The organism is Streptomyces sp. NPDC048211, assembly GCF_043202315.1.
Lineage (GTDB): Bacteria > Actinomycetota > Actinomycetes > Streptomycetales > Streptomycetaceae > Streptomyces.
In genome coordinates this window covers 663504-685907 of sequence record NZ_JBIDAD010000001.1, presented here as the reverse complement: position 1 = coordinate 685907, position 22404 = coordinate 663504, and the positions used below count along the sequence as shown (strand labels likewise).

18 protein-coding genes and 1 pseudogene are annotated in these 22404 nt (G+C 70.4%); 11 read left to right on the top strand and 8 right to left on the bottom strand.

Annotation, left to right across the window (positions count from 1 at the left end):
* Positions 1-174 precede the first annotated feature (174 nt).
* On the bottom strand, positions 175-927 hold the full coding sequence (locus tag ACGFZA_RS03210) for a GntR family transcriptional regulator (RefSeq protein WP_393676803.1): 753 nt from the start codon (positions 925-927) through the stop codon (positions 175-177).
* A gap of 265 nt (positions 928-1192) precedes the next feature.
* On the opposite strand from ACGFZA_RS03210, the gene ACGFZA_RS03205 reads away from it, so the two are divergent.
* The 3 genes from ACGFZA_RS03205 to ACGFZA_RS03195 all read left to right on the top strand — a co-directional run bounded on the left by ACGFZA_RS03205 (position 1193) and on the right by ACGFZA_RS03195 (position 6438).
* Positions 1193-2575, top strand: a complete 1383-nt coding sequence (locus ACGFZA_RS03205; protein WP_385275765.1) for a glycoside hydrolase family 18 protein — start codon at positions 1193-1195, stop codon at positions 2573-2575.
* A 79-nt stretch (positions 2576-2654) separates the two neighbouring features.
* Positions 2655-3758, top strand: coding sequence for a threonine synthase (locus tag ACGFZA_RS03200; RefSeq protein ID WP_385275768.1), 1104 nt, complete (start codon positions 2655-2657; stop codon positions 3756-3758).
* Between the two features lie 79 nt (positions 3759-3837).
* The gene (locus ACGFZA_RS03195) at positions 3838-6438 is read left to right on the top strand and encodes a glycosyl hydrolase family 65 protein (protein WP_393676800.1); all 2601 of its coding nucleotides are present in this window, start codon (positions 3838-3840) and stop codon (positions 6436-6438) included.
* On the opposite strand, the gene ACGFZA_RS03190 is transcribed toward ACGFZA_RS03195, so the two are convergent.
* The gene (locus ACGFZA_RS03190) at positions 6435-7379 is read right to left on the bottom strand and encodes a DMT family transporter (protein ID WP_393676798.1); all 945 of its coding nucleotides are present in this window, start codon (positions 7377-7379) and stop codon (positions 6435-6437) included. The genes ACGFZA_RS03195 and ACGFZA_RS03190 overlap by 4 nt on opposite strands.
* Positions 7380-7428: 49 nt before the next feature.
* Here ACGFZA_RS03190 and ACGFZA_RS03185 point away from each other — a divergent pair, with 49 nt between their 5' ends.
* Positions 7429-7953, top strand: coding sequence for a MarR family winged helix-turn-helix transcriptional regulator (locus ACGFZA_RS03185; protein WP_393676796.1), 525 nt, complete (start codon positions 7429-7431; stop codon positions 7951-7953).
* Positions 7954-8635: 682 nt separating this feature from the next.
* The gene (locus ACGFZA_RS03180; RefSeq protein ID WP_385275780.1) at positions 8636-9448 is read left to right on the top strand and encodes an acyltransferase; all 813 of its coding nucleotides are present in this window, start codon (positions 8636-8638) and stop codon (positions 9446-9448) included.
* Positions 9449-9617: 169 nt separating this feature from the next.
* On the opposite strand, the gene ACGFZA_RS03175 is transcribed toward ACGFZA_RS03180, so the two are convergent.
* Genes ACGFZA_RS03175 through ACGFZA_RS03165 form a run of 3 tightly spaced genes read right to left on the bottom strand, consistent with a single transcriptional unit; the run spans position 9618 to position 12983 of the window.
* Complete coding sequence (locus ACGFZA_RS03175; RefSeq protein WP_385287716.1) at positions 9618-10682, bottom strand: NAD-dependent epimerase/dehydratase family protein; 1065 nt, start codon at positions 10680-10682, stop codon at positions 9618-9620.
* 4 nt (positions 10683-10686) lie between these two features.
* Entirely contained in the window at positions 10687-11403 is a 717-nt protein-coding gene (locus tag ACGFZA_RS03170; protein ID WP_385287719.1) for a 2-C-methyl-D-erythritol 4-phosphate cytidylyltransferase, read from the bottom strand.
* Between the two features lie 5 nt (positions 11404-11408).
* Complete coding sequence (locus ACGFZA_RS03165) at positions 11409-12983, bottom strand: CDP-glycerol glycerophosphotransferase family protein (protein WP_385287721.1); 1575 nt, start codon at positions 12981-12983, stop codon at positions 11409-11411.
* 1123 nt (positions 12984-14106) lie between these two features.
* On the opposite strand from ACGFZA_RS03165, the gene ACGFZA_RS03160 reads away from it, so the two are divergent.
* Positions 14107-14355, top strand: a complete 249-nt coding sequence (locus ACGFZA_RS03160; RefSeq protein ID WP_393676792.1) for a hypothetical protein — start codon at positions 14107-14109, stop codon at positions 14353-14355.
* Between the two features lie 507 nt (positions 14356-14862).
* Positions 14863-14976 (top strand): annotated as a pseudogene (locus ACGFZA_RS03155) (type II toxin-antitoxin system RelE/ParE family toxin); the annotation flags it as partial.
* Positions 14977-15069: 93 nt separating this feature from the next.
* Here the strand turns inward: ACGFZA_RS03155 and ychF are convergent.
* Positions 15070-16158: a redox-regulated ATPase YchF gene (ychF, locus tag ACGFZA_RS03150; protein ID WP_385287767.1), complete on the bottom strand. Its 1089-nt coding sequence runs from the start codon at positions 16156-16158 to the stop codon at positions 15070-15072.
* A 406-nt stretch (positions 16159-16564) separates the two neighbouring features.
* Here ychF and ACGFZA_RS03145 point away from each other — a divergent pair, with 406 nt between their 5' ends.
* Positions 16565-17095, top strand: a complete 531-nt coding sequence (locus ACGFZA_RS03145; protein WP_393676789.1) for a DUF6542 domain-containing protein — start codon at positions 16565-16567, stop codon at positions 17093-17095.
* Positions 17096-17168: 73 nt separating this feature from the next.
* On the opposite strand, the gene ppgK is transcribed toward ACGFZA_RS03145, so the two are convergent.
* Complete coding sequence (gene ppgK / locus ACGFZA_RS03140; protein ID WP_385287772.1) at positions 17169-17906, bottom strand: polyphosphate--glucose phosphotransferase; 738 nt, start codon at positions 17904-17906, stop codon at positions 17169-17171.
* Positions 17907-18076: 170 nt separating this feature from the next.
* The gene (locus tag ACGFZA_RS03135; protein ID WP_385287775.1) at positions 18077-19066 is read right to left on the bottom strand and encodes a 4-hydroxy-3-methylbut-2-enyl diphosphate reductase; all 990 of its coding nucleotides are present in this window, start codon (positions 19064-19066) and stop codon (positions 18077-18079) included.
* Between the two features lie 118 nt (positions 19067-19184).
* Here ACGFZA_RS03135 and ACGFZA_RS03130 point away from each other — a divergent pair, with 118 nt between their 5' ends.
* The 3 genes from ACGFZA_RS03130 (at position 19185) to ACGFZA_RS03120 (ending at position 22330) form a co-directional block, all read left to right on the top strand.
* Positions 19185-20558, top strand: coding sequence for an APC family permease (locus tag ACGFZA_RS03130; protein WP_385287778.1), 1374 nt, complete (start codon positions 19185-19187; stop codon positions 20556-20558).
* 181 nt (positions 20559-20739) lie between these two features.
* Positions 20740-21951: an exodeoxyribonuclease VII large subunit gene (gene xseA / locus ACGFZA_RS03125; protein WP_393676786.1), complete on the top strand. Its 1212-nt coding sequence runs from the start codon at positions 20740-20742 to the stop codon at positions 21949-21951.
* Positions 21952-22039: 88 nt separating this feature from the next.
* A complete protein-coding gene (locus ACGFZA_RS03120; RefSeq protein WP_385287783.1) occupies positions 22040-22330 on the top strand; it encodes an exodeoxyribonuclease VII small subunit in 291 nt (96 codons plus the stop codon).
* The last annotated feature ends 74 nt before the right edge of the window (positions 22331-22404 follow it).

Below are 22404 nucleotides of genomic sequence, written 5' to 3'. Positions count from 1 at the left end.
GCTGTTACGGGACCCGGGCTGCCGTTAACTTGCCGTCACGGCCGCCGGACACCCGCCTCCGGGTATCGGTCACCCGACAGGAACGGCACTTCGCGGGCCGGAACTCCGGGTGGGAGCGCGCCTCCCCGGCCCCGGCGCCGACCTCCGGGCGCGAGCCTCCCGGACCGTGGACGGTCACCGGACCGGGAGATGGTAGGCGATCCGGTAGCGGTCGGCCGGGACCACCACGTCGGCCGTCTCGACCGGGCGCCCCGACGCGTAGAAGGTCCGCTCGATCACCATCACCACATGGCCCGGCACCCCGCCGAGCGCCAGGAGCTCCTCCGCCAGCCCCGGGCGCGCGCCGACCTGTTCGGCCACGTTGTCCACGACGACATCGATCGCGGCCATCCGCTCGACCACCCCGCAGCCGCCCAACGGGCCCTCCTCCGGCAGCATCACCGGCGTGCGTCCCGTGACCGCGAGGGTCTCCCAGGAGGTGGAGAGCATCATCGGCTCCCCGCCGTCCCGGAACACGTAGCGCGTACGCATCACCCGGTCGCCCGGCTCGATGCCGAGCCGCTCGGCGATCTCCGGACTCGCCCCCTCCTGCTCGCTCCGGGACTCCCAGGTCCCCCGCGCCCCCTCCGCCGTCTGCTCCTGCCGGAACGGACTGGCCCCCGCCTCCGACCGGAAGCCGGAACGGGCGATCCGGCGGGGGACCGGGCGCTCGCGCACATAGGTGCCGGAGCCGGAGCGCCCCTCGACCAGACCCTCGGCCATCAGCACCTTGCGCGCCTCCAGCGCGACGGTGTCCGAGACCCCGTACTCCTCGCGAATACGCGCCTGCGACGGCAGGCGGGTATGCGGCGGCAGCGAACCACTGACGATCTTCTCTCTCAGATCGCTCGCAACGCGCAGATAGGCGGGCTGCTCACCGAAAGTCACAGGCCACTCCCCAAGAGGTTGACAGACCGCAACAGCCTCGCAACGGTCGGTTCCGAACCGCAAGCACGGGCCAGAGTTTCACTCGAAGTGATGATTCGCGGCGGGCCTGCACATACCCCACTCGGGGCCGCCAGAGCTTCTCCGGCCGTTCCGGTGCCCCCACCTCTTGACCCCATTTGGTCCAGACCAATAGTTTCCTCTCCACACAGCACGGCCACGCACCTCTCAGCACACGCCTCCGCACACGCACACAGGAACGGGCCTCATGCGTCGAAGAACCCTGTCCGGACTGGCCATTGCCGCCTGCGCCCTCTCGCTGGCAGCCACCCTCTCCCCCGCCGCCAACGCCTCCGCGGGCCACGGAACGGACCGCGGGAACAACCACCACGGTTCCGCACCCGCCTACAAGCGCGTCGGCTACTTCACCCAATGGGGCGTCTACGGGCGCGACTTCCAGGTCAAGGACCTGGAGACGAGCGGCACGGCGGCCAAGCTCACCCACATCAACTACTCGTTCGGCAACGTCGGCGCCGACGGCAGGTGCTTCACCGGCAACGTGCCCGGCGAGGCCGACGCCTGGGCCGACTACGTCCGCCCGCTGGACGCGGCCGGCTCCGTGGACGGCGTCGCCGACACCGACGACCAGGCCCTCGCGGGCAACTTCAACCAGCTGCGCGAGCTCAAGGCCAAGCACCCCGGCCTCAAGGTGATGATCTCGCTCGGCGGCTGGAGCTGGTCCACCCACTTCTCGGACGCGGCCCGCACCGCCGCCTCCCGCAAGGCCTTCGTCTCCTCCTGCATCGACCTGTACATCAAGGGCAACCTGCCGGTGGACGGGACGCGCGGCGGCGAGGGTGCGGCGGCCGGTCTCTTCGACGGCGTGGACATCGACTGGGAATGGCCGGGATCCGCCGGTGACACCGACACGGTGTACCGCCCGGAGGACAAGCGGAACTTCACGGCGCTGGTCCACGAGTTCCGTACCCAGCTCGACGCGTACGCGAAGAGCGACGCCGCCTCGCGCAAGGGCGGCCACCACGGAGCGAAGCCCAAGCACTACGACCTCTCGGCGTTCGTGCCCGCGTCCCCCGAGAAGATCGACGCCGGCTTCGACGTCCCGCGCATCATGCGGGACTTCGACTTCGTGAACCTCCAGGGCTACGACTTCCACGTCTCCGGCGAGAAGACCACCGCGCAGCAGTCCGCGCTGTACGCGAAGGGCGACTTCAGCGTCGACCGGACCGTGCGCGACTGGCTGAAGCGCGGCGCCCCCGCCCGCAAGCTCGTGATGGGGATGCCGTTCTACGGTCAGGGCTGGACCGGGGTGACCGGCGGCGGCGACGGCCTCGGACAGCCCGCCGCGGCCCCCGCACCCGCCACCTGGGCGGCCGGTTACGAGGACTACAAGGCCCTCAGGAAACTGGCCGATTCCGGTACGTACAAGGTCCACCGCAACGTCCGCGACGGCAGCGCCTGGCTGTTCGACGGCACCACGCTGTGGACGTACGACGATCCGCAGGTCCTGCGCACCAAGACCGGCTACATCCGCGACCACCGGCTCGGCGGCGCGATGTTCTGGTCACTGGACGGGGACACGGAGGACGGCGAGCTGATGACCGCCGTCGACCGCGGACTCTCCCGGCGGTAGGAACGGCTCCGGGGCGTCCGCGACACCGTGCGGCCGCCCCGGACACCGTCCCGCCCCCGCGGCTGGCATGCTGGCTGCCATGGCCACCTCCTACCTCTGCCCGCGGGACGGCACCCGTGCCGACACCACTTCGCTCACCTGGTGCTGCCCGGTCTGCCGCGGCCCGTGGGACCTGGACTTCGGGAGCGCAGGTCCGCTGCGCCCCGACGCCCTGCCCGGCCGGGTCAACTCCCTGTGGCGCTACGAGGAGGTCCTGCCGCTCTCCGCCCCGGCGACCACCCTCGGCGAGGGCCGCACCCCGCTCGTCCCGCTCACCGGTACGGTCTCGGCCAAACTCGACTTCCTCATGCCGACGCTCTCCTTCAAGGACCGCGGCGCGGTGATGCTCGCCGAACTGGCCCGCCGTCTCGCCCCCGAGCGCGTCGTCGCGGACAGCAGCGGCAACGCGGGCACGGCCGTCGCCGCGTACTGCGCCCGCGCCTCACTGCCGTGCACGGTGTACGTCCCCGAGGGCACGTCCGCGAAGAAGACCGAGCAGATCCGGGCCCACGGCGCCCGGCTGGAGATCGTCCCCGGGGACCGCGAGGCGACCGCGCGGGCGGCCCGCACCGCCGCCGACGCACCCGGCACGTTCTACGCCTCGCACGTCTTCAACCCCTACTTCCTGCACGGCACGAAGACGTACGTGTACGAGCTCTGGGAGGACCTCGGCGGCCGTCTCCCGGACGCCATCGCCGTACCGGTCGGCAACGGCACCCTGCTGCTCGGGGCGGCCCTGGCCACCGCGGAGCTCCTCGCCCAGGGCCTGATCGACACCCGCCCCGCGCTGGTCGCCGTCCAGGCCGAAGCCGTGTCCCCGCTGGCCGAGGCCTTCCACGCGGGGGCCGATGACCTCCTCGGCGACCCGGCCGGTGCCACCGCCTCCCCCACCCTCGCCGAAGGCATCGCCATCCCGCGCCCGCCGCGCGCCCGCGCGATCCTGGCGGCGGTGCGGGAGTCGGGCGGCACCTTCCTGACCGTGACCGAGGATCAGATCCGCACCGCTCAGCTGGACCTGGCCGGCCGCGGCTTCTACGTGGAGACGACGGGTGTGGCCTGCTGGGCGGCGGTGGGCGGCTGGACGGACCGCAGCGTCGTCGTACCGCTGTGCGGCGCGGGTCTGAAGACGGGGCTCGCGGCCTGAGCGTCCGCGCCGCCCGCGTCAGCCGTTCACCCGCGCGCCGTGCCCCCTCGCGCCGCACCCGTTTCCCTACGTTCGTACCGTGAGCCCTACGCGTACCACTCTCCTCACGTCCCTCCTCGCCTGCGCCCTGATCACGTCGGCGCCCCTGCCGCCCGTCGCGCACGCCGCCGGTCAGCGGCCGTCCGCCCCGCCGACAGCGGCCTGCGGCCGGGACACGGACCCCGCCTGGGCACCGGCGTCCACCACGTTCGGCGAGGCCGCCGGCTACGACCCATACGTCGGCAACGGCTACCTGGGGCACCGGGTGCCCGCGGCGGGGGCCGGGTACGCCGAGCGCGACGAGAGGACCGGCTGGCCGCTCTACACCCCGCGCTACGACGGGGCGTTCGTCTCCGGGCTCTTCGGCCGCGAGAAGGACCTGGCGGCGGGGCGCGAGGTGGCCGCCGCCCTGCCCAGCTGGACCGGCCTCGACGTGAGGGTGGGCAAGGAGACGTACGGCTCCGCCACTCCGGCCGGCCGGATCTCCCGGTACCGCCAGACGCTGTTCCTGCGGTGCGGTCTGGTGCGCACGTCGCTGCGCTGGACCACGGCCGACGGCCGCGCGACCGACCTGACGTACGAGGTGCTGGCCGACCGCGCCGACGTGCACACCGGCGCGGTACGACTGCGGATGACCCCGCACTGGACCGGCACCGCGACGGTCACCGCCCGGCTCGACCCGCGCGGCGCACGCCGGATCGCGCTGGAGGCCGACGGCACGTTCCGCACCCGGGGCACGGGGACGGCGGGCGCGATCGTGCAGACGATGCGGCCGGCGGGCGCGAACGGTCAGGCGTCCCGGGTGACCGCGGGACGTACGTACACGTTCGAGAAGTACGTCGGGGTGGACACCGCGCTCACCTCGCGCGCCCCGCGCACCACCGCGCGCGAGGCCTCCCGGGGAGCGGCGCTGCGCGGCTGGTCCGCCGTCCTCGCCGAGAACGCCGCCGTCTGGCGCCGGGACTGGTCCGCCGACGTGTCCGTGCCGGGCAGCCCCGATCTGCAGAAGTGGCTGCGCTCGGCCCAGTACGGGCTCCTCGCCTCCACCCGGACCGGCTCCCGCGACAGCATCGCCCCGGCCGGGCTGACCAGCGACAACTACGCGGGCATGGTGTTCTGGGACGCGGAGACCTGGATGTACCCGGGGCTGCTCGCCACCCGTCCCGAGCTGGCCCGTTCGGTGGTCGAGTACCGCTACCGGACACGCGCCGAGGCCCGTGCCAACGCGGAGAAGCTCGGCTTCGAGGGGCTGTTCTACCCGTGGACGAGCGCGAGCAAAGGCAGCCTCTGGTCCGAGTGCCAGAGCTGGAACCCTCCGCACTGCGTCACCCAGAACCACCTCCAGGGCGATGTCTCGCTGGCCGTCTGGCAGTACTACCTGGCCACCGGCGACCGCGACTGGCTGGCCGGCCACGGCTGGCAGATGCTCCGGGGCATCGCCGACTTCTGGGCCTCGCGCGCCACCGCGAACGACGACGGCAGCTACTCGGTGAAGGAGGTGGCGGGCCCGGACGAGTACAGCAACGGCGTCACGGACGGAGTATTCACCAACGCCGTCGCGGCCACCGCCCTGCGCAACGCCGCCCGCGCCGCGCGGCTGCTGGGGCACCCCGCTCAGGCCGGGTGGGCGAAGATCGCGGACGGTCTGCGCATCCCGTACGACCCGGGGCGGGGGCTCTACCTCCAGTACGCGGGCTACGACGGCTCGACGATCAAGCAGGCCGACACGGTCCTGCTGATCTATCCCCTGGAGTGGCCGATGGAGCCGGGGGCCGCCGCCTCGACGCTCGACTACTACGCGGCGCGCACCGACCCGGACGGCCCGGCGATGACCGACTCGGTCCACGCGATCGACGCGGCCGCGATCGGGGAGCCGGGCTGCGCCACGTACACGTATCTGCAGCGTGCCGTACGCCCGTTCATGCGCGGCCCGTACGCCCTCTTCAGCGAGGCGCGCGGCGCGAAGGCCGGCGCGCAGGATCCGCTGTCCGGCTTCCCCGCCGAGGACTTCCTCACCGGCAAGGGCGGCTTCCTCCAGGTGTTCACGCACGGCCTGACGGGCCTGCGGCTGCGGGAGGACGGGGTGCGGCTGGACCCGATGCTGCCGCCGCAGCTGAGCGACGGCGTGGAACTCACCGGCCTGCGCTACCGGGGACGTACGTACGACCTCACGATCGGCCCCCGGACGACGGAGGTCCGTCTGACGTCGGGCGCCCCCTTCACGCTCCACACCCCGTCCGGCCCGCGTTCCCTGTCCTCCTCCCTCACCCTGCCCACGCGCCGTCCGGACCTGGCCCCGACCACCGATGCGGCCCGCTGCCGCCCGGCGACGGCGACGTCGGAGACGCCCGGCCTGTACGCGGCCGCCGCCGTGGACGGCAGCGCGGCGACGGCCTGGTCCCCGGACGGGGAGACGGGCTCGCTGACGGTGGACCTGGGGCGGGCGGCCCCGGTGACGGGATTCGCGCCCGAGTGGACGGACGTACTCCCCCTCTCGCACCGCCTGGAGACCTCGGCCGACGGCCGGATCTGGCAGCCGTACCGGGCGGGGGCGGTGGCCCGCGAGGTGCGGGTGACGGTCCGTTCGGCGGATGCGGCCGAACCGACGGGCGTGCGGGAACTGAAGGTCACACAGCCTTAGGGTCTTTCGTCCGGATCGGGCAGGACTCCGCGGGCCGGGCGCGATCCGAGCAGAAGCCCACCGGGGCGGGTGCGGCGGACCCCGGCCGGCCGGCCGCGCGCCGACGGCCGGCCGAGCAGGATTGCGCCCAGCACGAGGACGAGCCCGCAGATCTGCCGGAGGGTGAGCGCCTCCCCCGCGACCACCGTGCCGAGGAGCACCCCCGTCACCGGGTTGAGCAGCCCGACCAACCCGACGGTCGCGGCCGGCAGATGGCGCAGTCCCGCGAACCAGGCCGCGAAGGCGAGGGCGGTCGCCACCACGGTGACGTAACCGAATCCGAGGACGGCCGGCCCGTCGAGCGCGGGCGGTGCGCCTTCCACGGCCGCGGCGAGGGGCAGCAGCAGGAGACCACCGGCGATCAGCTGCCAGGAGGTCGAGGCGAGGACGTCCGTCACGGCGCCCCAGCGCTTGGTGAGGATGTAACCGAGGGACGACATCGTCAGGGCGGCGGCCGAGGCGAGCACTCCGCGGGCGTCGGCCTGGACGGTTCCGGTCAGCAGCATGAGGCACACCCCGCCGATGCCGGCGGCGGCCCCCAGCAGGGGCAGCGGCCCCGGCCGTTCGGCGACGAGCGCCCAGGCGATCAGCATCATGGCCACCGGCGAGGCCGCCATGATCGTCGAGGCGGTGCTGGTGGGGAGCAGTTGCGCGGCGACGTACACGAGGGCGAAGAAGCCGCCCATGTTCAGAACGCCGAGGACCACGGCCTTCCACCACCAGGATCCCCGGGGCCGCTCGCGCCGGAGGGCCAGGAGCAGCAGCCCGGCGGGCAGAGCCCTGATGGCGGCGCCGTACAACGGGGCGCCGGCGGGGAGGTAGGCGTGGGTGACGTAGTAGTTCGTCCCCCACGCCACCGGGGCGATCGCCGTGATCAGCACCCATCGCACATTAGCTTCCATGGAAGCTATCGTACGCGGAAATAGCTTCCCCGGAAGCTACAATGGAGGCATGCCGGATTCCACCGCCCCCCAGCCCCTGGACCACGTGGCCCGCATCCAGGCCGCGTGGGCCCGCGAGCGCCCGGATCTCGATGTGCGCCCCCAGGGCGTGATCGGCCGCCTGCACCGGCTGGCCGGGCTGCTCACGGAGGAACTGTGCGTGGTGTACCGCCGGTTCGGCCTGAGTGAGGGCGAGTTCGACGCGCTGGCCGCGCTGCGCCGGGCCGGGGAGCCGTTCGAGCGGGCCCCCGGCGAGCTGGCCACGCACACGATGGTGACCACCGGCGCGATGACCAAGCGCATCGACCGTCTGGAGCGTTCCGGCCTGGTCACCCGCCGCCGGGCGGCGGGCGACGGCCGCGCCCGCGTGGTCGCCCTCACCCCCGCCGGCCGCGACCTGATCGACCGGGCCTTCACCGAGCACATGCGCAACGAACGCCGCCTCCTCGACGCCCTGACCGGGGACGAAGCGGCGGCGCTGGAGCCGCTGCTGACGGCGTGGCTGGAGCGGGTGGAGCCACCGCGGGGCGAGTGACGACGCGGCCGTCAGGAGCGCCCCGCGACAGGGCGCACCAAAAGCGCCGGCCACGACCCACTCGGCCCCGTTACCCTCCCCCGGCTCCACCCACCCCGAATGGGCCGGGTTCGAAATCTCTCCTGATGTACAGCAACGCCCCGGATACGGCACCGGTGTCGTATCCGAAAAGGAATCCCGCCCATTCCTTATCCCATGCGGATCCCGTGCGGATGCCGTCCGGATGCGACTTCGCCGGTGAAGCGGAATTCCCACCGACCGTGGCGGACCGATCGCCTCCGGTGACCGTGGAGGCCCGCCGACACCGGAACCCGCGCCCTCCCCGGACCCTGCCGACGAGGCCGTCACCCTCGCCACCGCGCCTGCGACCCTGGGCCCGAGCCCACTCGACCACGATGCCCCGCCAGCCGCTCCACCTCAGCACTTCCGCTGAGCACATACCCGCCGAAGCATGACTAACTATTCAAAAAGCCCTGAATCGCACATCAGATGAACTTCTCGACACCGGAGCACGGAACCGGAGTGCGGAACCGGCAGCCGATGTTGCGGTCAGGATTGGTCCGATCACGCCCAGATTCAGTAACAGAGTCATCTGATAACTTAAACCGAGATCCCGAGCCGGAATGGAGGTACGAGGGGCAGGTCCGACCCTGAACCGGTCGAGGGCATCCCTCAGATCACAATGCTGCAAGTGCGCAAGCTCGAGCGTTACAAGGACGATCAGGGAAACGAGATCGTCTACGACGGAGAGATCCGTACGGAAAAGATCGATATCCGCTTCAAGGGGTCGAACAACCGACTCGTCATCAGCCCGAAAGCGGATATCCAGGACCTACTCGTCACCTTCACGGGCGACAACGGTCAGATAGACATCGAGCAGACCACGAAGAAGCGCGCAGGCCTCCGCTTCGAACTGCGCTGCGGGCACCAGTCCCGGATCCTGATCGGCGAGAACGTGGGCTGCGCGGGCCGCACCTTCATCTCCGCCGTCGAAGGCGTGTCCGTGACGATCGGTGCCGACGTGATGTTCGCCAAGAACATCGAGGTGCGCGGCGACGACACCCACCCGATCTTCGACGTGCACACCGAGAAGCGTGTGAACCCGTCCCAGTCGATCGTCGTGGGCGAGCACGTCTGGATCGCGAAGCACGCGGTCGTGATGGGCGGCGTCACCATCGGCAGCGGCTCGGTCATCGGCTTCCGCAGCGTCGTCACCAAGTCCATTCCCAACAACTGCACCGCGGTGGGATCACCTGCGCGGGTGGTGCGGCGGAACATCGCGTGGGAACGCCCCGAGGTCGTCGCGCGGCAGCCCAATGAGCTGTATCCGCGCAAGGGCGAGAAGTCCACGCAGTACTGGAACCCCACCGAGGACGACGGGGATTCGGAGAAGATCGTGGTGCGGCCGAAGCCCAAGGCGACGACGAAGCGGCGGCTGGCCCGGTTCCTGCCGGCTCCGGTCCGGCGGCTGGCCAGGAAAGTTCGATCTTCCTGAAGCGCTTGATTTCGGCGATTCACGCCCGATATCGGTAATTCAGTGACATTGCATCACATCACCCCACACGCACATTGCCTCGGGCCCGGACTTTCGTCCGGGCCCGAGGCAATGTGCGTGTGGGGTGTCTTCCGCAGTTCCGCGCCGGTGGTGTACCGGCGCGGATCCGCTACAGCGCCGGGGCGCTCGACTCCAGGTGGGTCACCATGCGGTTGAGCCCGGTCGGCAGATCGACCACCGGCTTCCAGCCGAGACCGGCGAGGCGCGTGCTGTCCAGGCCCTGCTTCTTGGTCAGGCTGTAGGCGCGCGCGTCGGACTCGTTGGTGAAGCGGAGCTGCTGCCCGCGCTCCGGGCGCACCTCGGTGAAGAGCTCCGCCAGCCGCCGGATCGAGACCAGACCGGCCGGGTCCGCGACGTTGTACGCCACCTGGTCACCGCGGAGCAGCGTGTAGAACAGCCCCGCGATGGCGTCGGCCACGTAGGTGTAGGTCCGTACGCCGGAACCGTCGCTGTTGAGCACGATGTCCTTGCCGGCCACCACGTTCGCGGCGAAGTCGGCCTGCACCCGGCCGTCGTCCAGCGCCATCCCCGGCCCGTAGACGTGCCCGAACCTGACGACGTGGCTGTCGATGCCGTACTGCGCCTGGTAGGTCGCGCAGATCGTCTCCGCCGCCCGCTTCCCCTCGGCGTAGCAGGCCCGCGGGTTGAGGATGTCGAAGCCGCCGTAGCTCTGCTCGTCGATGAGCTCGGTCTCCGGGGCCTGAGCACCGTAGACCTCGGCCGAGGACATCAGCAGGAATCCGCGGCTGGCCTTCTCCACACAGAGGTCGAGCAGGTTGAACGTGCCCAGCAGGTTCGCCTTGATCGTCATGACCGGCTGGCTGCCGTGCAGGGCGGGCCGGGCGGCGCTCGCTCCGTGGATCACGTAGTCGACGGGGCCGGGCAGCTCCAGCGGAGCCGACACGTCCTGGACGACCAGGTGGAAGTCCGGGCGGTCGAGCACGTCCGCGAGCAGCCGCCTGGCCTTCTCCTCGTTCCGGACGAGGCCGTGGACGGTGATGCCCGCGCCGTGCCGGTCGTTCAGTGCGAGGAGGGTGTAGACGACGTACGACGGCAGCATGCCGCTCGCGCCGGTGACCAGCACCGTGCGGCCGGACAGCTCGCCCCACGGCAGGTCGCGGTCAAGGATCTCGTCGAGGTCGTGCGCCACGACCGGGCTGGAAACGGTGGTCACTGGATCACGTACCTACGATCTGCTGGTTCTCAAGGATCTCGAAGAACGTCCGGCACAGGTAGAAGTCCTCGGCCGTCGTGATCTTGATGTTCGAGCGGGGGCCGACCACGCGGTAGATCTTGCGACCGTACTTGTGCATGAGGGAGCACGAGTCGATGGTGTCGTGCTCGTCCTCGGCGACCGCTCGGTCGTACAGCCCGAGGATCTCGCCGAGCCGGAAGCTCTGCGGGGCCTGCGCGGCGTAGATGTGGTCGCGCGGGATCACGTCGTCGATGTGCTCGTGCTCACTCGACACCACGGTCTCGTTGAACTTGGTGCAGGTGATGGCCGAGCCGTGCTCCCGGACCGTCTCGATGTTCGCGCTGATCAGCTTCGCGTCGATCAGCGGCCGCACGCCGTCGTGGATCAGCACGACGGTGTCGTCCGGGCACTCCGCGGCGACCGTCGAGAGGGCCTTGTGGCGCGACTCCTGACCGGTCTTGCCGCCGTCGATGATCCACTTGACCTTCTGGATCTCGTAGCGCTTCAGCAGCTTCTCCATGTACTCGCGGTACTCGGCGAGTATCGCGATGGCGATGCTGTCTATCTCGGGGTGCGACTCGAAGTGCTCGAGGGTGTGGATGATGATCGGCTTGCCGTTGACCTCCAGAAACTGCTTCGGGAGGGCACGGGAGTTCATCCTCGAACCGATACCGCCGGCAAAAAGCAAAGCAACGTTCATTGTGTCTATTCCTCCGACTGGTCGCTGAGCGGCTGGTCAGCCACCGTCGTGTCGTCCGGTACGGGGTCGAGCCAGCGGTGCTGGCCGCCCGTGTCCCTGCCACCGTGATCGCCGACTACCAGCCAGTCGATCACGCGGTCCGCCGAGTTGGTGTCGACGTAGTCGAAGTTCTCCCGACGGAACTCCTCGACCTTCGACAGGTCGAAGTCCTCGTCCTGGAGGGCCTTGAGCAAATCGTCGAAGGTCACGCAGATCGTGCCGGGGGCGACGGAGTCGTAGTCCCGGTGGAATCCGCGGATCACCGAATACGTGTCCTTGTCGTACGCGAAGAACAGGATCGGCTTGTCGAGCAGCGTGTACTCGTAGATGACCGACGAGTAGTCCGTGACGAGCACGTCGGTCACGTGCAGCAGGTCGTTGGTGTCGGGGAACGACGCGAAGTTCACGAGCCGGTCCGAGTACTCGTCGGGGATCGGCGGGGCTTCCGTGATGAAGTGGTGCATCCGGAAGAGGACGACGTACTTGTCGCCGCAGACCTCGTAGAGCTTCTCCCAGTCGATGCGGTCGTAGTCGTAGTGCGCGTCCCCGATGCTCTTCCCGCGGAAGGTCGGCGCGAACAGCACGATCTTCTTGCCCCGGAGCTGCGGGTAGGACGCGAAGAAGTCGTCCTTGACCTTCTGGGAGTGCTCCTCGTTGAGGAACGTGTCGATGCGCGGCAGACCGGTCGGCACGACCGCCGACTCCTCGATGCCGAACGCCTCGGCGTACACCGGCACCAGGTGCTTGGACCCGGTGATGACGTAGGTGTACTTGCGGTGGGCGTTGGACAGCTTCGGCGAGCCGTACTTTCCGAACCGGCTGTAGCCGACGGCCTTGAAGCCACTCCCGGCGTGCCAAAGCTGGATGATCTTCGTCTCGGGCGAAATGCTCAGATTCCCGAGGAGCCCGAAGTAGTCGTCCATCAGCACGGTGTCGGACGTCGCCAGGCGGTAGATGAGGCGGAGCGTGCTCCACTTGTTCGCCGTCGCCGGTATTCGGAACGAGTGGCTGAACTCGTACTTCTTGTCGAGTTCCCGCTCGATCATCCGGTCGTGGACGCGGGCCAGGTTACCGCCGAGGCCGGTGCGCATTTCGGATGCGAAAAGGATCCTGTTGCCACGCGGCGGATTCAGGCGGCGCGCGGTCCAGTAGAAGCGCTGCGCGATCTTGCGGCGCCGGGCCCGCGGGAATACCTTCAGCCCTATTCGCTTACCGAGCGGCTTCTTCTTCGCCGGCTTCTTGCCCGGCCCCGCGCTACGGAACAGCTGGTACGTACGCATGAGGAAGTCGGGACTGTCCAAGTCATCCGAGATCCCGAACGCGATGACGTACACCGAGCGGTTGCGGTCATAAAGGAAGGTACGGGAGCAGACGTCGAGCTCGTCCGTGGCCGTGAGGTCGAAACCGGCCGCGGGCAGTCGCTCGTCACCGATCACCGGGATGATCCGCCACGTGCCGTTGGGCACCTGGCGCCGGTTCTCGAAGTTGGTGACGTTGATCTCCAGGCGGTGCTGTTCGGCGTCGATCTGCCGAGAGTTCACCGGGAATTCGCGCTCGTTGTCAACAATCAGGAAGCGGAGAGCACTAGGATCTCCATTGAAGTCCGAGACCGCCACATCGAGCGTGAGATGCACACGCTCCCAGGAAATCGCCGCTATTGAGCAGCCCGCCATCGTCATCCTTCCGTTCGTGAACCGTCGAGCCTTCTACGGAGGCATGCGCGACGGCTACGGAGCCTGCCGGCGTCAGATGTGACGGTTGCCGGAGCATAGCTTACCGACTCTCGCCACCTCAAAAACGAGACGGCGGCAACAGCCTCGCAGCCGCGGCCGAACGCGCCCTACCGGACCTTCCCTCACAGCCCTCTCATCTGCGCCGCCACCCTTCGCCACTCGGCGGGGCCGGACCCTGCGGACAACACCACTGGGGCGACACCGACGGTCCGGTTGCGGCTATAAACCTGGATAAACCCCCATTACCTTACTGCGGACAACAGTTGCCCCCGCCCGGACAACACCTTCCGCGATTTCGGAACGTAGCGGAGTGCATACTCTTCGCAGTTTCTATTCACCTCGCGCCCGCCAATGAAGTCCGCCGGAAAGAGGGCCGACCGGCCCCGGTTCGCCGGAGCCGAGGAGGGGCGTCCGCCCTGCCGTCGACTCCGGTCCCCACGCCCGCCGGGCCGCAGCCGGGGACCTCCGGTCATCCATGTCGCACCAGTTCAAAGGCGCATCGCCCGTCACGCGCCCCCCTCCCCGAGACGGGACGCACCCGCCCGCGCCCCCACACCTGAGGCGCCGGCGGACCGCCCCTCTCGCGCCCCCTCACCCACAACTCGCCATCAGGAACGGGCACTCGGCCGGGGTGAACTCCGCCACACCTGCGGCGTGGTGGAGTTCACACGGGGCGGCGGGCGCCCGAGGGGCGCCGCCGTCCGCCAACCCACGCCCCTCGCTGCCGCGCACGCCGAGTGGCACCGGAGCGTGAGCCGTCCGCGGTCCGTGGCGCGCAGGGGCGGAGCTGACGCCGGGGCCGGCGCCTTACTCCCACCACGGGGAGGTCCAGCAGCTCCACTACGCCGACTTCACTGGGAGCGGGATCAGGGCCCTCTTTCACGACGGCCGCCTGGGGTGCGTCGCCGCAGACGCCCTTACCGGCCCCCAGGTGAGACTGGACGCAGCCCCGCTGACCGGCTGCGCGCCTTCGCACGTGGAGGACGGGCTCGTCCACCGCAGCGCACGGCCCGGCAGCCTGGCGTACAGCGTCGCCGGCGATCCGGTCTTCGCCGATCTCGGCCTGGCGATCCGCTCCCAGCGGGCCGGCGACCTCGTTCTGACCCGTCCCCTCTTCCTGCTGCACGACTGGCTCGACCTGTGGCACTCGCTGCCCGGCGAGGAGTGGAACTACGGCTGAGAGGGGTGTCGAGAGCATCCGTGTCCGGCTTCGGTGCGCACCGCTGCGGCGACCGCGTACGCGTGCCCCCGCTACCCCTGCCGCGCCGTGTCCAGCACCGAACCACTGTCCGGCCTCCGATGGCAGCGCAAGAAGGGCACGTCATGGATTGACGTGCCCCTCGTCAATTACGGCTTTTCGGAATCGCGAAGGGGGATGACTTCAATCAGACATGGAAGCGGAACGTCTGAGGTCTGATCCTGACCTGCGGCGGAGCCCCAGCCAGGGCCCTGAACTGGATTTCCTCGTAGGCATGCGTCGGCTTCCGACGGCCGTTTACGGGTGTCCTGCGGACTGGCTGCGGACCGGTCGAATGGACGGAGGCAGGCAAATCCATGGCGCACCAGCCGGACCTGCACCGAGACTGCGCAGATGAGCGACGCCTACCCCGTGCCCGTGCCGCGGGCACCGCGTGCTGGACGCCATGCCCGGCTCCTACGAGATCTGTCCCGTCTGCTTCTGGAAGGACGACGCCGCCGCCTACGGGTCGGCGACTACCGTGTCGCCTACACGATCGGCAACGGGAAGCTTGTGGTCTGGGTCGTACACGTCGGGCACCGTGCCACGGTCCACGACACGTAGCTGCTCCCGGTTCTGCGGACGGTTGCGGACTGTTGCGGACAGCAAGAGGGCCTGACCAGCACCCTCGCAGGTCAGGCCCTTCTGGATACGCGATCAGACGTTGAAGCGGAACTCCACCACGTCCCCGTCCTGCATGACGTAGTCCTTGCCCTCCATACGCGCCTTGCCCTTGGCGCGGGCCTCGGCGACCGAGCCCGTCTCGACCAGGTCGTCGAAGGAGATGATCTCCGCCTTGATGAAGCCCTTCTGGAAGTCGGTGTGGATCACACCGGCCGCCTCGGGGGCCGTGGCGCCCTTCTTGATCGTCCAGGCGCGGGTCTCCTTGGGACCTGCCGTGAGGTAGGTCTGGAGGCCCAGGGTGTCGAAGCCGACGCGGCCGAGGGTGGCGAGGCCGGGCTCCTCCTGGCCCATCGACTGGAGGAGTTCCAGGGCCTCGTCGTCGTCGAGCTCGATCAGCTCGGACTCGATCTTGGCGTTCAGGAAGATGGCCTCGGCCGGGGCGACCAGGGCGCGCTGCTCGTTCTTGAAGTCCTCGTCGACCAGCTCGTCCTCGTCGACGTTGAAGACGTAGAGGAAGGGCTTCGTGGTGAGCAGGTGCAGCTCGTGGAGCAGGCGGCCCTTCTCGGTGCCGGCCGTGATGCCCGCGTGGAAGAGCGTGTCGCCCGCTTCCAGGATCTTCTGGGCCTCCTCGACCGCCGCCAGGACGGCGACCTTCTCCTTCTGGAGGCGGGACTCCTTCTGGAGGCGGGGGACGGCCTTCTCGACGGACTGGAGGTCGGCGAGGATCAGCTCGGTGTTGATCGTCTCGATGTCGTCCTTGGGCGAGACCTTGCCGTCGACGTGGACGACGTTCTCGTCCTTGAAGGCGCGGATGACCTGGCAGATCGCGTCCGACTCGCGGATGTTCGCGAGGAACTTGTTGCCCAGGCCCTCGCCCTCGCTCGCGCCGCGCACGATGCCCGCGATGTCGACGAAGTCGACCGTCGCCGGGAGCAGCTTCTGGGAGCCGAAGATCTTCGCGAGCGTGTCCAGCCGCGGGTCGGGGACGCCGACGACGCCGACGTTCGGCTCGATCGTGGCGAACGGGTAGTTGGCCGCCAGCACGTCGTTCTTGGTCAGGGCGTTGAAAAGGGTCGACTTGCCGACATTCGGCAGACCGACGATTCCGATCGTGAGCGACACGGTGGCGACTTCCCTAGGGGGTGGACGGGCTCGAATGGACGTCGGGCCCGGGTGGGCCGATTCTCCAGTTTACGGGCGGGGGCGAGTGGCCGGTCACGGGTCGGCGCAGAGACGGGGCCGCCCCCGTCCGGGGGACGGTTCCGACGGTTCCAGAAGGGGGGAGGACGGGGCCTAATCGGTTCCCGTTGGGCCGTGTGGCATCGAACTCATCGCCAAGGTCGGCCAAAGCGCGTGTCCCGCACCCGCTTTCCCTCGCCCGGCGACCTACGTTGTCCCGGTGGAGCAGCACAGGACACATCCCCCTCAGCGCAGGCAGACCCGGCCGGCCCCGCTGTCCCCGCTGGGGACCAAGGAAGCCAAGGGGTCCGAAGGATCCGTCGCCCGAGGCGCGGCCGTCTATCGCGTGATGAGTACGCCGACAGGCCGGGCCCGCCCGGTGGCGCCGGCCGTGCTCGCCCTGCGGCGGCTGCCCAACCCCCGGCTGACCGGCATCGGCGCCGGGCTCTTCGCGGCCGCTGTCATGTTCGTGATCGGCTGTGTGGACTGGCTGCTGTTCGACGCCTCGTCCGCCGTGTTCGGGGTGCTGTTCCTGCCGGTCAGCGCGCTGACCGCGCTCTGGGTGCGGCCCGCCGACCTGGTGACCGCGCCGATCATCGTGCCGATCGCGTTCGCCCTCGGGATCATCCCGGTCTCCGGCGGCACGGGCGGCTTCGGCGGGCAGGCCATGGCGGTCGTCACCGCCCTGGCCGTCCACGCCGGCTGGCTGTACGGCGGCACGCTCGTCGCCGGACTCATCGCGACCGTACGGAAGGTGCGGCTGATGCGGGCCCGGCAGCGGCGGATGCTGCTGGCCGCACAGACCGCCCGGCAGGCCGGGCAGCCGTCACCGGCACCGCGGGCACCCGGGCGGGCACCGCGGCGCCCGTCCCAGCGCTGAGGGCTGTCCGTCCGGATCGGGCCGCGCTCCGCGAGCCCGGCGCGATCCGCACGAGAGGCCCAGCAAGCTCCGGTCAGTGGCCTGCCGCGGCCATGGCCGCGCCCACGATGCCCGCGTTGTTCTGCAGCTCCGCGGGCACCATCTCGGCCCGCACGTGCTCGATGAGCGGCAGGAACTTCTCGGCCTTGCGGCTGACTCCGCCGCCGATGATGAACAGCTCGGGCGAGAACAGCATCTCCACATGGGTCAGGTACTTCTGCACCCGGTGCGCCCAGTGGTGCCAGCTGAGGTCCTCGTCCTCCTTGGCCTTGGTGGAGGCGTGCTTCTCCGCGTCGTGGCCGTGCAGCTCCAGATGGCCGAGCTCGGTGTTGGGCACCAGGCGTCCGTCGGTGAAGAGCGCGCTGCCGATCCCCGTACCGAACGTCAGCATGATGACCGTGCCCTTGCGGCCCCGGCCCGCGCCGAAGGTCATCTCGGCGATGCCGGCCGCGTCCGCGTCGTTCAGGATGGTGACCGGGAGGCCGAGCTTGTCGCTGAGCAGGGTGCGGGCGTCCAGGTCGACCCAGCCCTTGTCGACATTGGCCGCGGTCCGGGTCAGTCCGCCGGTGACGACCCCCGGGAAGGTGATGCCCACCGGGCCCTGCCAGTCGAAGTGGCCGACCACCTCGGCCACGCTCCCTGCCACGTCCTCGGGGGTGGCAGGGTGCGGGGTGAGTACCTTGTGGCGCTCGCGCGCCAGGTCTCCGCGGTCCAGGTCCACGGGAGCACCCTTGATCCCGGATCCGCCGATGTCCACGCCGAAGATCTCCATGTGATCCACGGTACGGGCACCCGGCGCCGCTCACTTCCTGGAACGGAAAACCGAACGGAAGCCGGGCAGGAACCGAACGGAAGCCACACGGGTAGCCGATCAGGAACCGGACGAAAACCGAACGCGAATCGAACGGAGATCCGTGACGGCGGGTGCCGTTCCGGCAGGCCCTATTCCGCGGACAGTGCCGCCGCCTCCGCGCGCAGATCCCGGCGGAGCTCCTTGGGCAGCGAGAACACGATGGACTCCTCGGCCGCCTTCACGATCTCCACGTCCTCGAAGCCCCGCTCGGAGAGCCAGGCCAGGACGCCGTCGACCAGCACCTCGGGTACGGAAGCGCCGGAGGTGACCCCGACCGTGGAGACGCCCTCCAGCCAGCCCTCGTCGATCTCGTCGGCGGCGTCGACGAGGTACGAGGCACCGGCGCCCGCGCCGAGGGCGACCTCGACCAGGCGGACGGAGTTCGAGGAGTTCTTCGAGCCGACGACGATCACCAGGTCGGCGTCCGCACCCATCTGCTTCACCGCGATCTGGCGGTTCTGCGTGGCGTAGCAGATGTCGTCGCTGGGCGGCGAGATCAGGAGCGGGAACTTCTCCTTGAGCGCGCCGACGGTCTCCATCGTCTCGTCGACCGAGAGCGTGGTCTGGGAGAGCCAGACGACCCTGGACGGGTCGCGCACCTCGACGTTCGCGACGTCCTCGGGGCCGTCGACCAGGGTGATGTGGTCGGGGGCCTCACCTGAGGTGCCGATGACCTCCTCGTGGCCCTCGTGGCCGATCAGGAGGATGTCGAAGTCGTCCTGCGCGAAGCGGACGGCTTCCTTGTGGACCTTGGTGACGAGGGGGCAGGTCGCGTCGATCGTGGCGAGCTTCCGTTCGGCCGCCTCCTCGTGCACGGTCGGCGCGACGCCGTGCGCGGAGAACATGACGATCGAGCCCTCGGGGACCTCCGCCGTCTCCTCGACGAAGATCGCGCCCTTCTTCTCCAGGGTCTGTACGACGTACTTGTTGTGGACGATCTCGTGGCGTACGTAGACCGGGGAGCCGTACTGCTCCAGGGCCTTCTCCACGGCGATCACGGCACGGTCCACGCCCGCGCAGTAGCCACGGGGAGCGGCGAGCAGGACGCGGCGGGGTGTCGGAGCAGTCATGCGTCCCATCGTAACGGCCTCCCTCCCCGCCTCGGCGGAGCCGTTAGGCCGTACCGAACAGGCGCGGGGACGACGGGGTCGCGAGACTGATCACCACGCGACCGATGACGCGAACGACGGAGGGCTCATGGCCGACAGCGGCACGGAAACCGGGACCGGTGGCGGCTCCACGGAGCAGGCCCGGCTGCGGCGGACGCTCGGCTTCCGGGACCTGGTGGTCTACGGGCTGCTGTTCATCGCCCCGATGGCCCCCGTCGGCGTCTTCGGCACCCTCGACGCGAAGTCCGACGGGGCCGTCGCGCTGGTGTACATCGCCGCGACCGTCGTCATGGCCTTCACCGCCTTCAGTTACGCCCAGATGGTGCGGGTCGCCCCGCTGGCGGGTTCCGTTTTCGCGTACGCCCGCAAGGGGCTCGGCGAGGGGCCGGGCTTCATCGCCGGGTGGATGGCGATGCTCGACTACCTGCTGATCCCCGCAGTCGCCTATCTCTTCTCCGGAATCGCGATGAATTCGCTGGTGCCGGAGGTGTCGCGGTGGGTGTGGACCGCGCTGGCGGTGGTCCTCACCACGCTGCTCAACCTCTGGGGCGTGCGGGCGGCGGCCCGGGTCGGCTTCGCGGTGCTCGCGATGGAGATCGTGGTGCTGCTGGTGTTCGTGGTGTCGGCGGTCGTGGTGCTCGTCCAGGACGGGGCGCAGCGCGGCTGGCTGACGCCGCTCACCGGGGATTCCGGGTTCTCCGCGTCGGCGGTGCTGGGCGCGGTGTCCGTGGCGGTGCTCTCGTATCTGGGCTTCGACGCCATCGCCTCGTTCGCGGAGGAGGTGACGGGCGGTTCGGCGAAGGTGGCGCGGGCGGTGCTCTTCTGCCTGGTGCTGGCGGGGGTGCTGTTCGTGGCGCAGGCCTATCTGGCCGCGTTGCTGGAGCCGATGTCGTCGGCGGAGCTGGCCGCCGATCCGGTGGCCCAGGGGTCGGCCTTCTACGACACGGTGGACTCCGCGGTGGGGTCCTGGCTGCACGATCTGGTGGCGGTCAGCAAGGCGATCGGCGCGGCGTTCGCGGCCCTGGCCGGGCAGGCGGCCGCGGGGCGGCTGCTCTTCGCGATGGCCCGGGAGCGCCGGCTGCCGGCGCTGCTGTCCAAGGTCGATCCGAGCTCGGGGGTGCCGCGGATCGCGATCCTGATCGCGGCGGTCGTGACGCTGGTGGCGGCGGTGTGGGCGGCCCGGCGCGACGACGGTCTGGATCATCTGGTGTCGGTGGTGGACGTCGGGGCGCTGACCGCGTTCGTCCTGCTCCACGCGTCGGTGGTCGGCTGGTTCGCGGTGCGGCGGATGGAGGGGCCTCCGAACTGGTGGCGGCACGTCGTGATCCCGGTGGTGGGTGCCGGGGTGCTGATCGCGGTGATCGTGGAGGCGACGGCGAGCGCTCAGGTGGTGGGCGCGTGCTGGCTGGCGGTGGGGTTGGTGGTGCTCGTGCTGCAGCGGGGGCGCCGAGTGGCGGGGTGAGGGGCGACGGGGACGGGTGCCCGGGTGTGCAGGTGTCCGCAGCCGGGCGGTCGGGGGGTCAGGTCGCCCGACTGCGGTACAGGCCCCCGGCCGGTCCCGGTACAGGGGCCCGCCGTTCACCCGGGCCGGTCCTCGCCGCGCGGCCGCCCTGTTGTCGGCGCCGGCGGATACGCTCGCTCGTATGGCTCTGCAAACTTCCCCGGAAGCTCCGCTGCCCGTCGGTGACGTGTCACGGCTGATCGGTGGCTGGATCGACCGGCTCGGCGCGGTCTGGGTCGAGGGGCAGATCACTCAGCTGTCGCGGCGGCCGGGTGCCGGAGTGGTGTTCCTGACCCTGCGCGATCCGTCGCACGACATCTCCGTGAGCGTGACGTGCTTCCGGCAGGCCTTCGACCGGATCGCGGACGTGGTGACGGAGGGGGCGCGGGTCGTCGTCCTCGCGAAGCCCGAGTGGTACGCGCCCCGCGGCCAGCTCTCGCTGCGGGCCACGGAGATCCGGCCGGTCGGCATCGGTGAGCTGCTGGTCCGGCTGGAGCAGCTCAAGAAGTCCCTGGCCTCGGAGGGACTGTTCGCGCTCGACCGCAAGAAGCCGCTGCCCTTCCTGCCGCAGCTGATCGGGCTCGTCTGCGGACGCGCGTCGGCGGCCGAGCGCGATGTGCTGGAGAACGCGCGCCGCCGGTGGCCCGCCGTCCGCTTCGAGGTGCGCAACACCGCGGTGCAGGGTGTGCACGCGGTGAATCAGGTGGTCCGCGCGGTCAAGGAGCTCGACGCCGTCGACGAGGTGGACGTGATCGTGGTGGCGCGTGGCGGCGGCAGTGTGGAGGACCTGCTGCCGTTCTCGGACGAGGAGCTGATCCGTACGGTCGCCGCCTGCCGCACCCCGGTCGTCTCCGCGATCGGGCACGAGCCGGACTCGCCCCTGCTCGACCTGGTCGCCGACGTGCGGGCCTCCACCCCCACCGACGCGGCGAAGAGGATCGTGCCCGATGTGGGCGAGGAGCTCGACCGGGTGCAGCAACTGCGGGACCGGTCGCTGCGGACGGTACGCGGGCTGCTCGACCGGGAGGAGCGGGGCCTGGCGCACGCGCTGGGGCGGCCCTCCATGGAGCACCCGCAGCGGATGGTGGACGAGCGGGCGTCGGAGGTCGACGCGCTGATCGGGCGCGGCAGGCGGGTGCTGGGTCATCTGCTGGACCGCGCGGACTCGGAGCTCGCCCACACCCGCGCCCGGGTACGCGCCCTGTCCCCCGCGGCGACGCTGGAGCGCGGGTACGCGGTGCTCCAGCGGGCGGACGGGCACGTGGTCCGGGAGCCGTCCGACGCGGGCGCGGCCGGGGACGCGCTGCGGGCCCGGGTGTCGGGGGGCGAGTTCGTGGTGCGGGTCGAGGGGTGAGCGACACCGTCCGGGGCCGGTCGACGGTTCCCGGACGGCCGGCTCCGGCCGGGAAGGACGGACCATGCCGACGCATAGGGTGGATCACATGACGGACGACGGGACGACTACGGCTGCGGCCACGGGCACGCTCGGATACGAGCAGGCGCGCGACGAGCTGATCGAGGTGGTGCGCCGGCTGGAGACGGGCGGGACCTCGCTGGAGGACTCCCTCGCGCTGTGGGAGCGCGGCGAGGAGCTGGCGAAGGTGTGCCGGCACTGGCTGGAAGGTGCGCGGGCCCGTCTCGACGCGGCGCTGGCGGGACCTGCCGACCCCGCGGAAGGCACGGCGGAAGGCGGCGCGCGACGGGCCGGGGACGCGGCGGACGACGCGGGCTGAGCCGCGGTCAGTCCGCCGGACGCGCCGACGTCACGTCCGAGCCCGGCGCCGGGGCCCGGCGGCGACACGGGCCG

Bases quoted from the DNA above. Each gene is read 5' to 3' on its own strand.
- ACGFZA_RS03205 (WP_385275765.1), top strand. From the start codon at position 1,193: ATGCGTCGAAGAACCCTGTCCGGACTGGCCATTGCCGCCTGCGCCCTC.
- ACGFZA_RS03200 (WP_385275768.1), top strand. From the start codon at position 2,655: ATGGCCACCTCCTACCTCTGCCCGCGGGACGGCACCCGTGCCGACACC.
- ACGFZA_RS03190 (WP_393676798.1), bottom strand. From the start codon at position 7,379: ATGGAAGCTAATGTGCGATGGGTGCTGATCACGGCGATCGCCCCGGTG.
- ACGFZA_RS03185 (WP_393676796.1), top strand. From the start codon at position 7,429: ATGCCGGATTCCACCGCCCCCCAGCCCCTGGACCACGTGGCCCGCATC.
- ACGFZA_RS03180 (WP_385275780.1), top strand. From the start codon at position 8,636: ATGCTGCAAGTGCGCAAGCTCGAGCGTTACAAGGACGATCAGGGAAAC.
- ACGFZA_RS03170 (WP_385287719.1), bottom strand. From the start codon at position 11,403: ATGAACGTTGCTTTGCTTTTTGCCGGCGGTATCGGTTCGAGGATGAAC.
- ACGFZA_RS03145 (WP_393676789.1), top strand. From the start codon at position 16,565: ATGAGTACGCCGACAGGCCGGGCCCGCCCGGTGGCGCCGGCCGTGCTC.
- ppgK (WP_385287772.1), bottom strand. From the start codon at position 17,906: ATGGAGATCTTCGGCGTGGACATCGGCGGATCCGGGATCAAGGGTGCT.
- ACGFZA_RS03135 (WP_385287775.1), bottom strand. From the start codon at position 19,066: ATGGGACGCATGACTGCTCCGACACCCCGCCGCGTCCTGCTCGCCGCT.
- ACGFZA_RS03130 (WP_385287778.1), top strand. From the start codon at position 19,185: ATGGCCGACAGCGGCACGGAAACCGGGACCGGTGGCGGCTCCACGGAG.
- xseA (WP_393676786.1), top strand. From the start codon at position 20,740: ATGGCTCTGCAAACTTCCCCGGAAGCTCCGCTGCCCGTCGGTGACGTG.
- ACGFZA_RS03120 (WP_385287783.1), top strand. From the start codon at position 22,040: ATGACGGACGACGGGACGACTACGGCTGCGGCCACGGGCACGCTCGGA.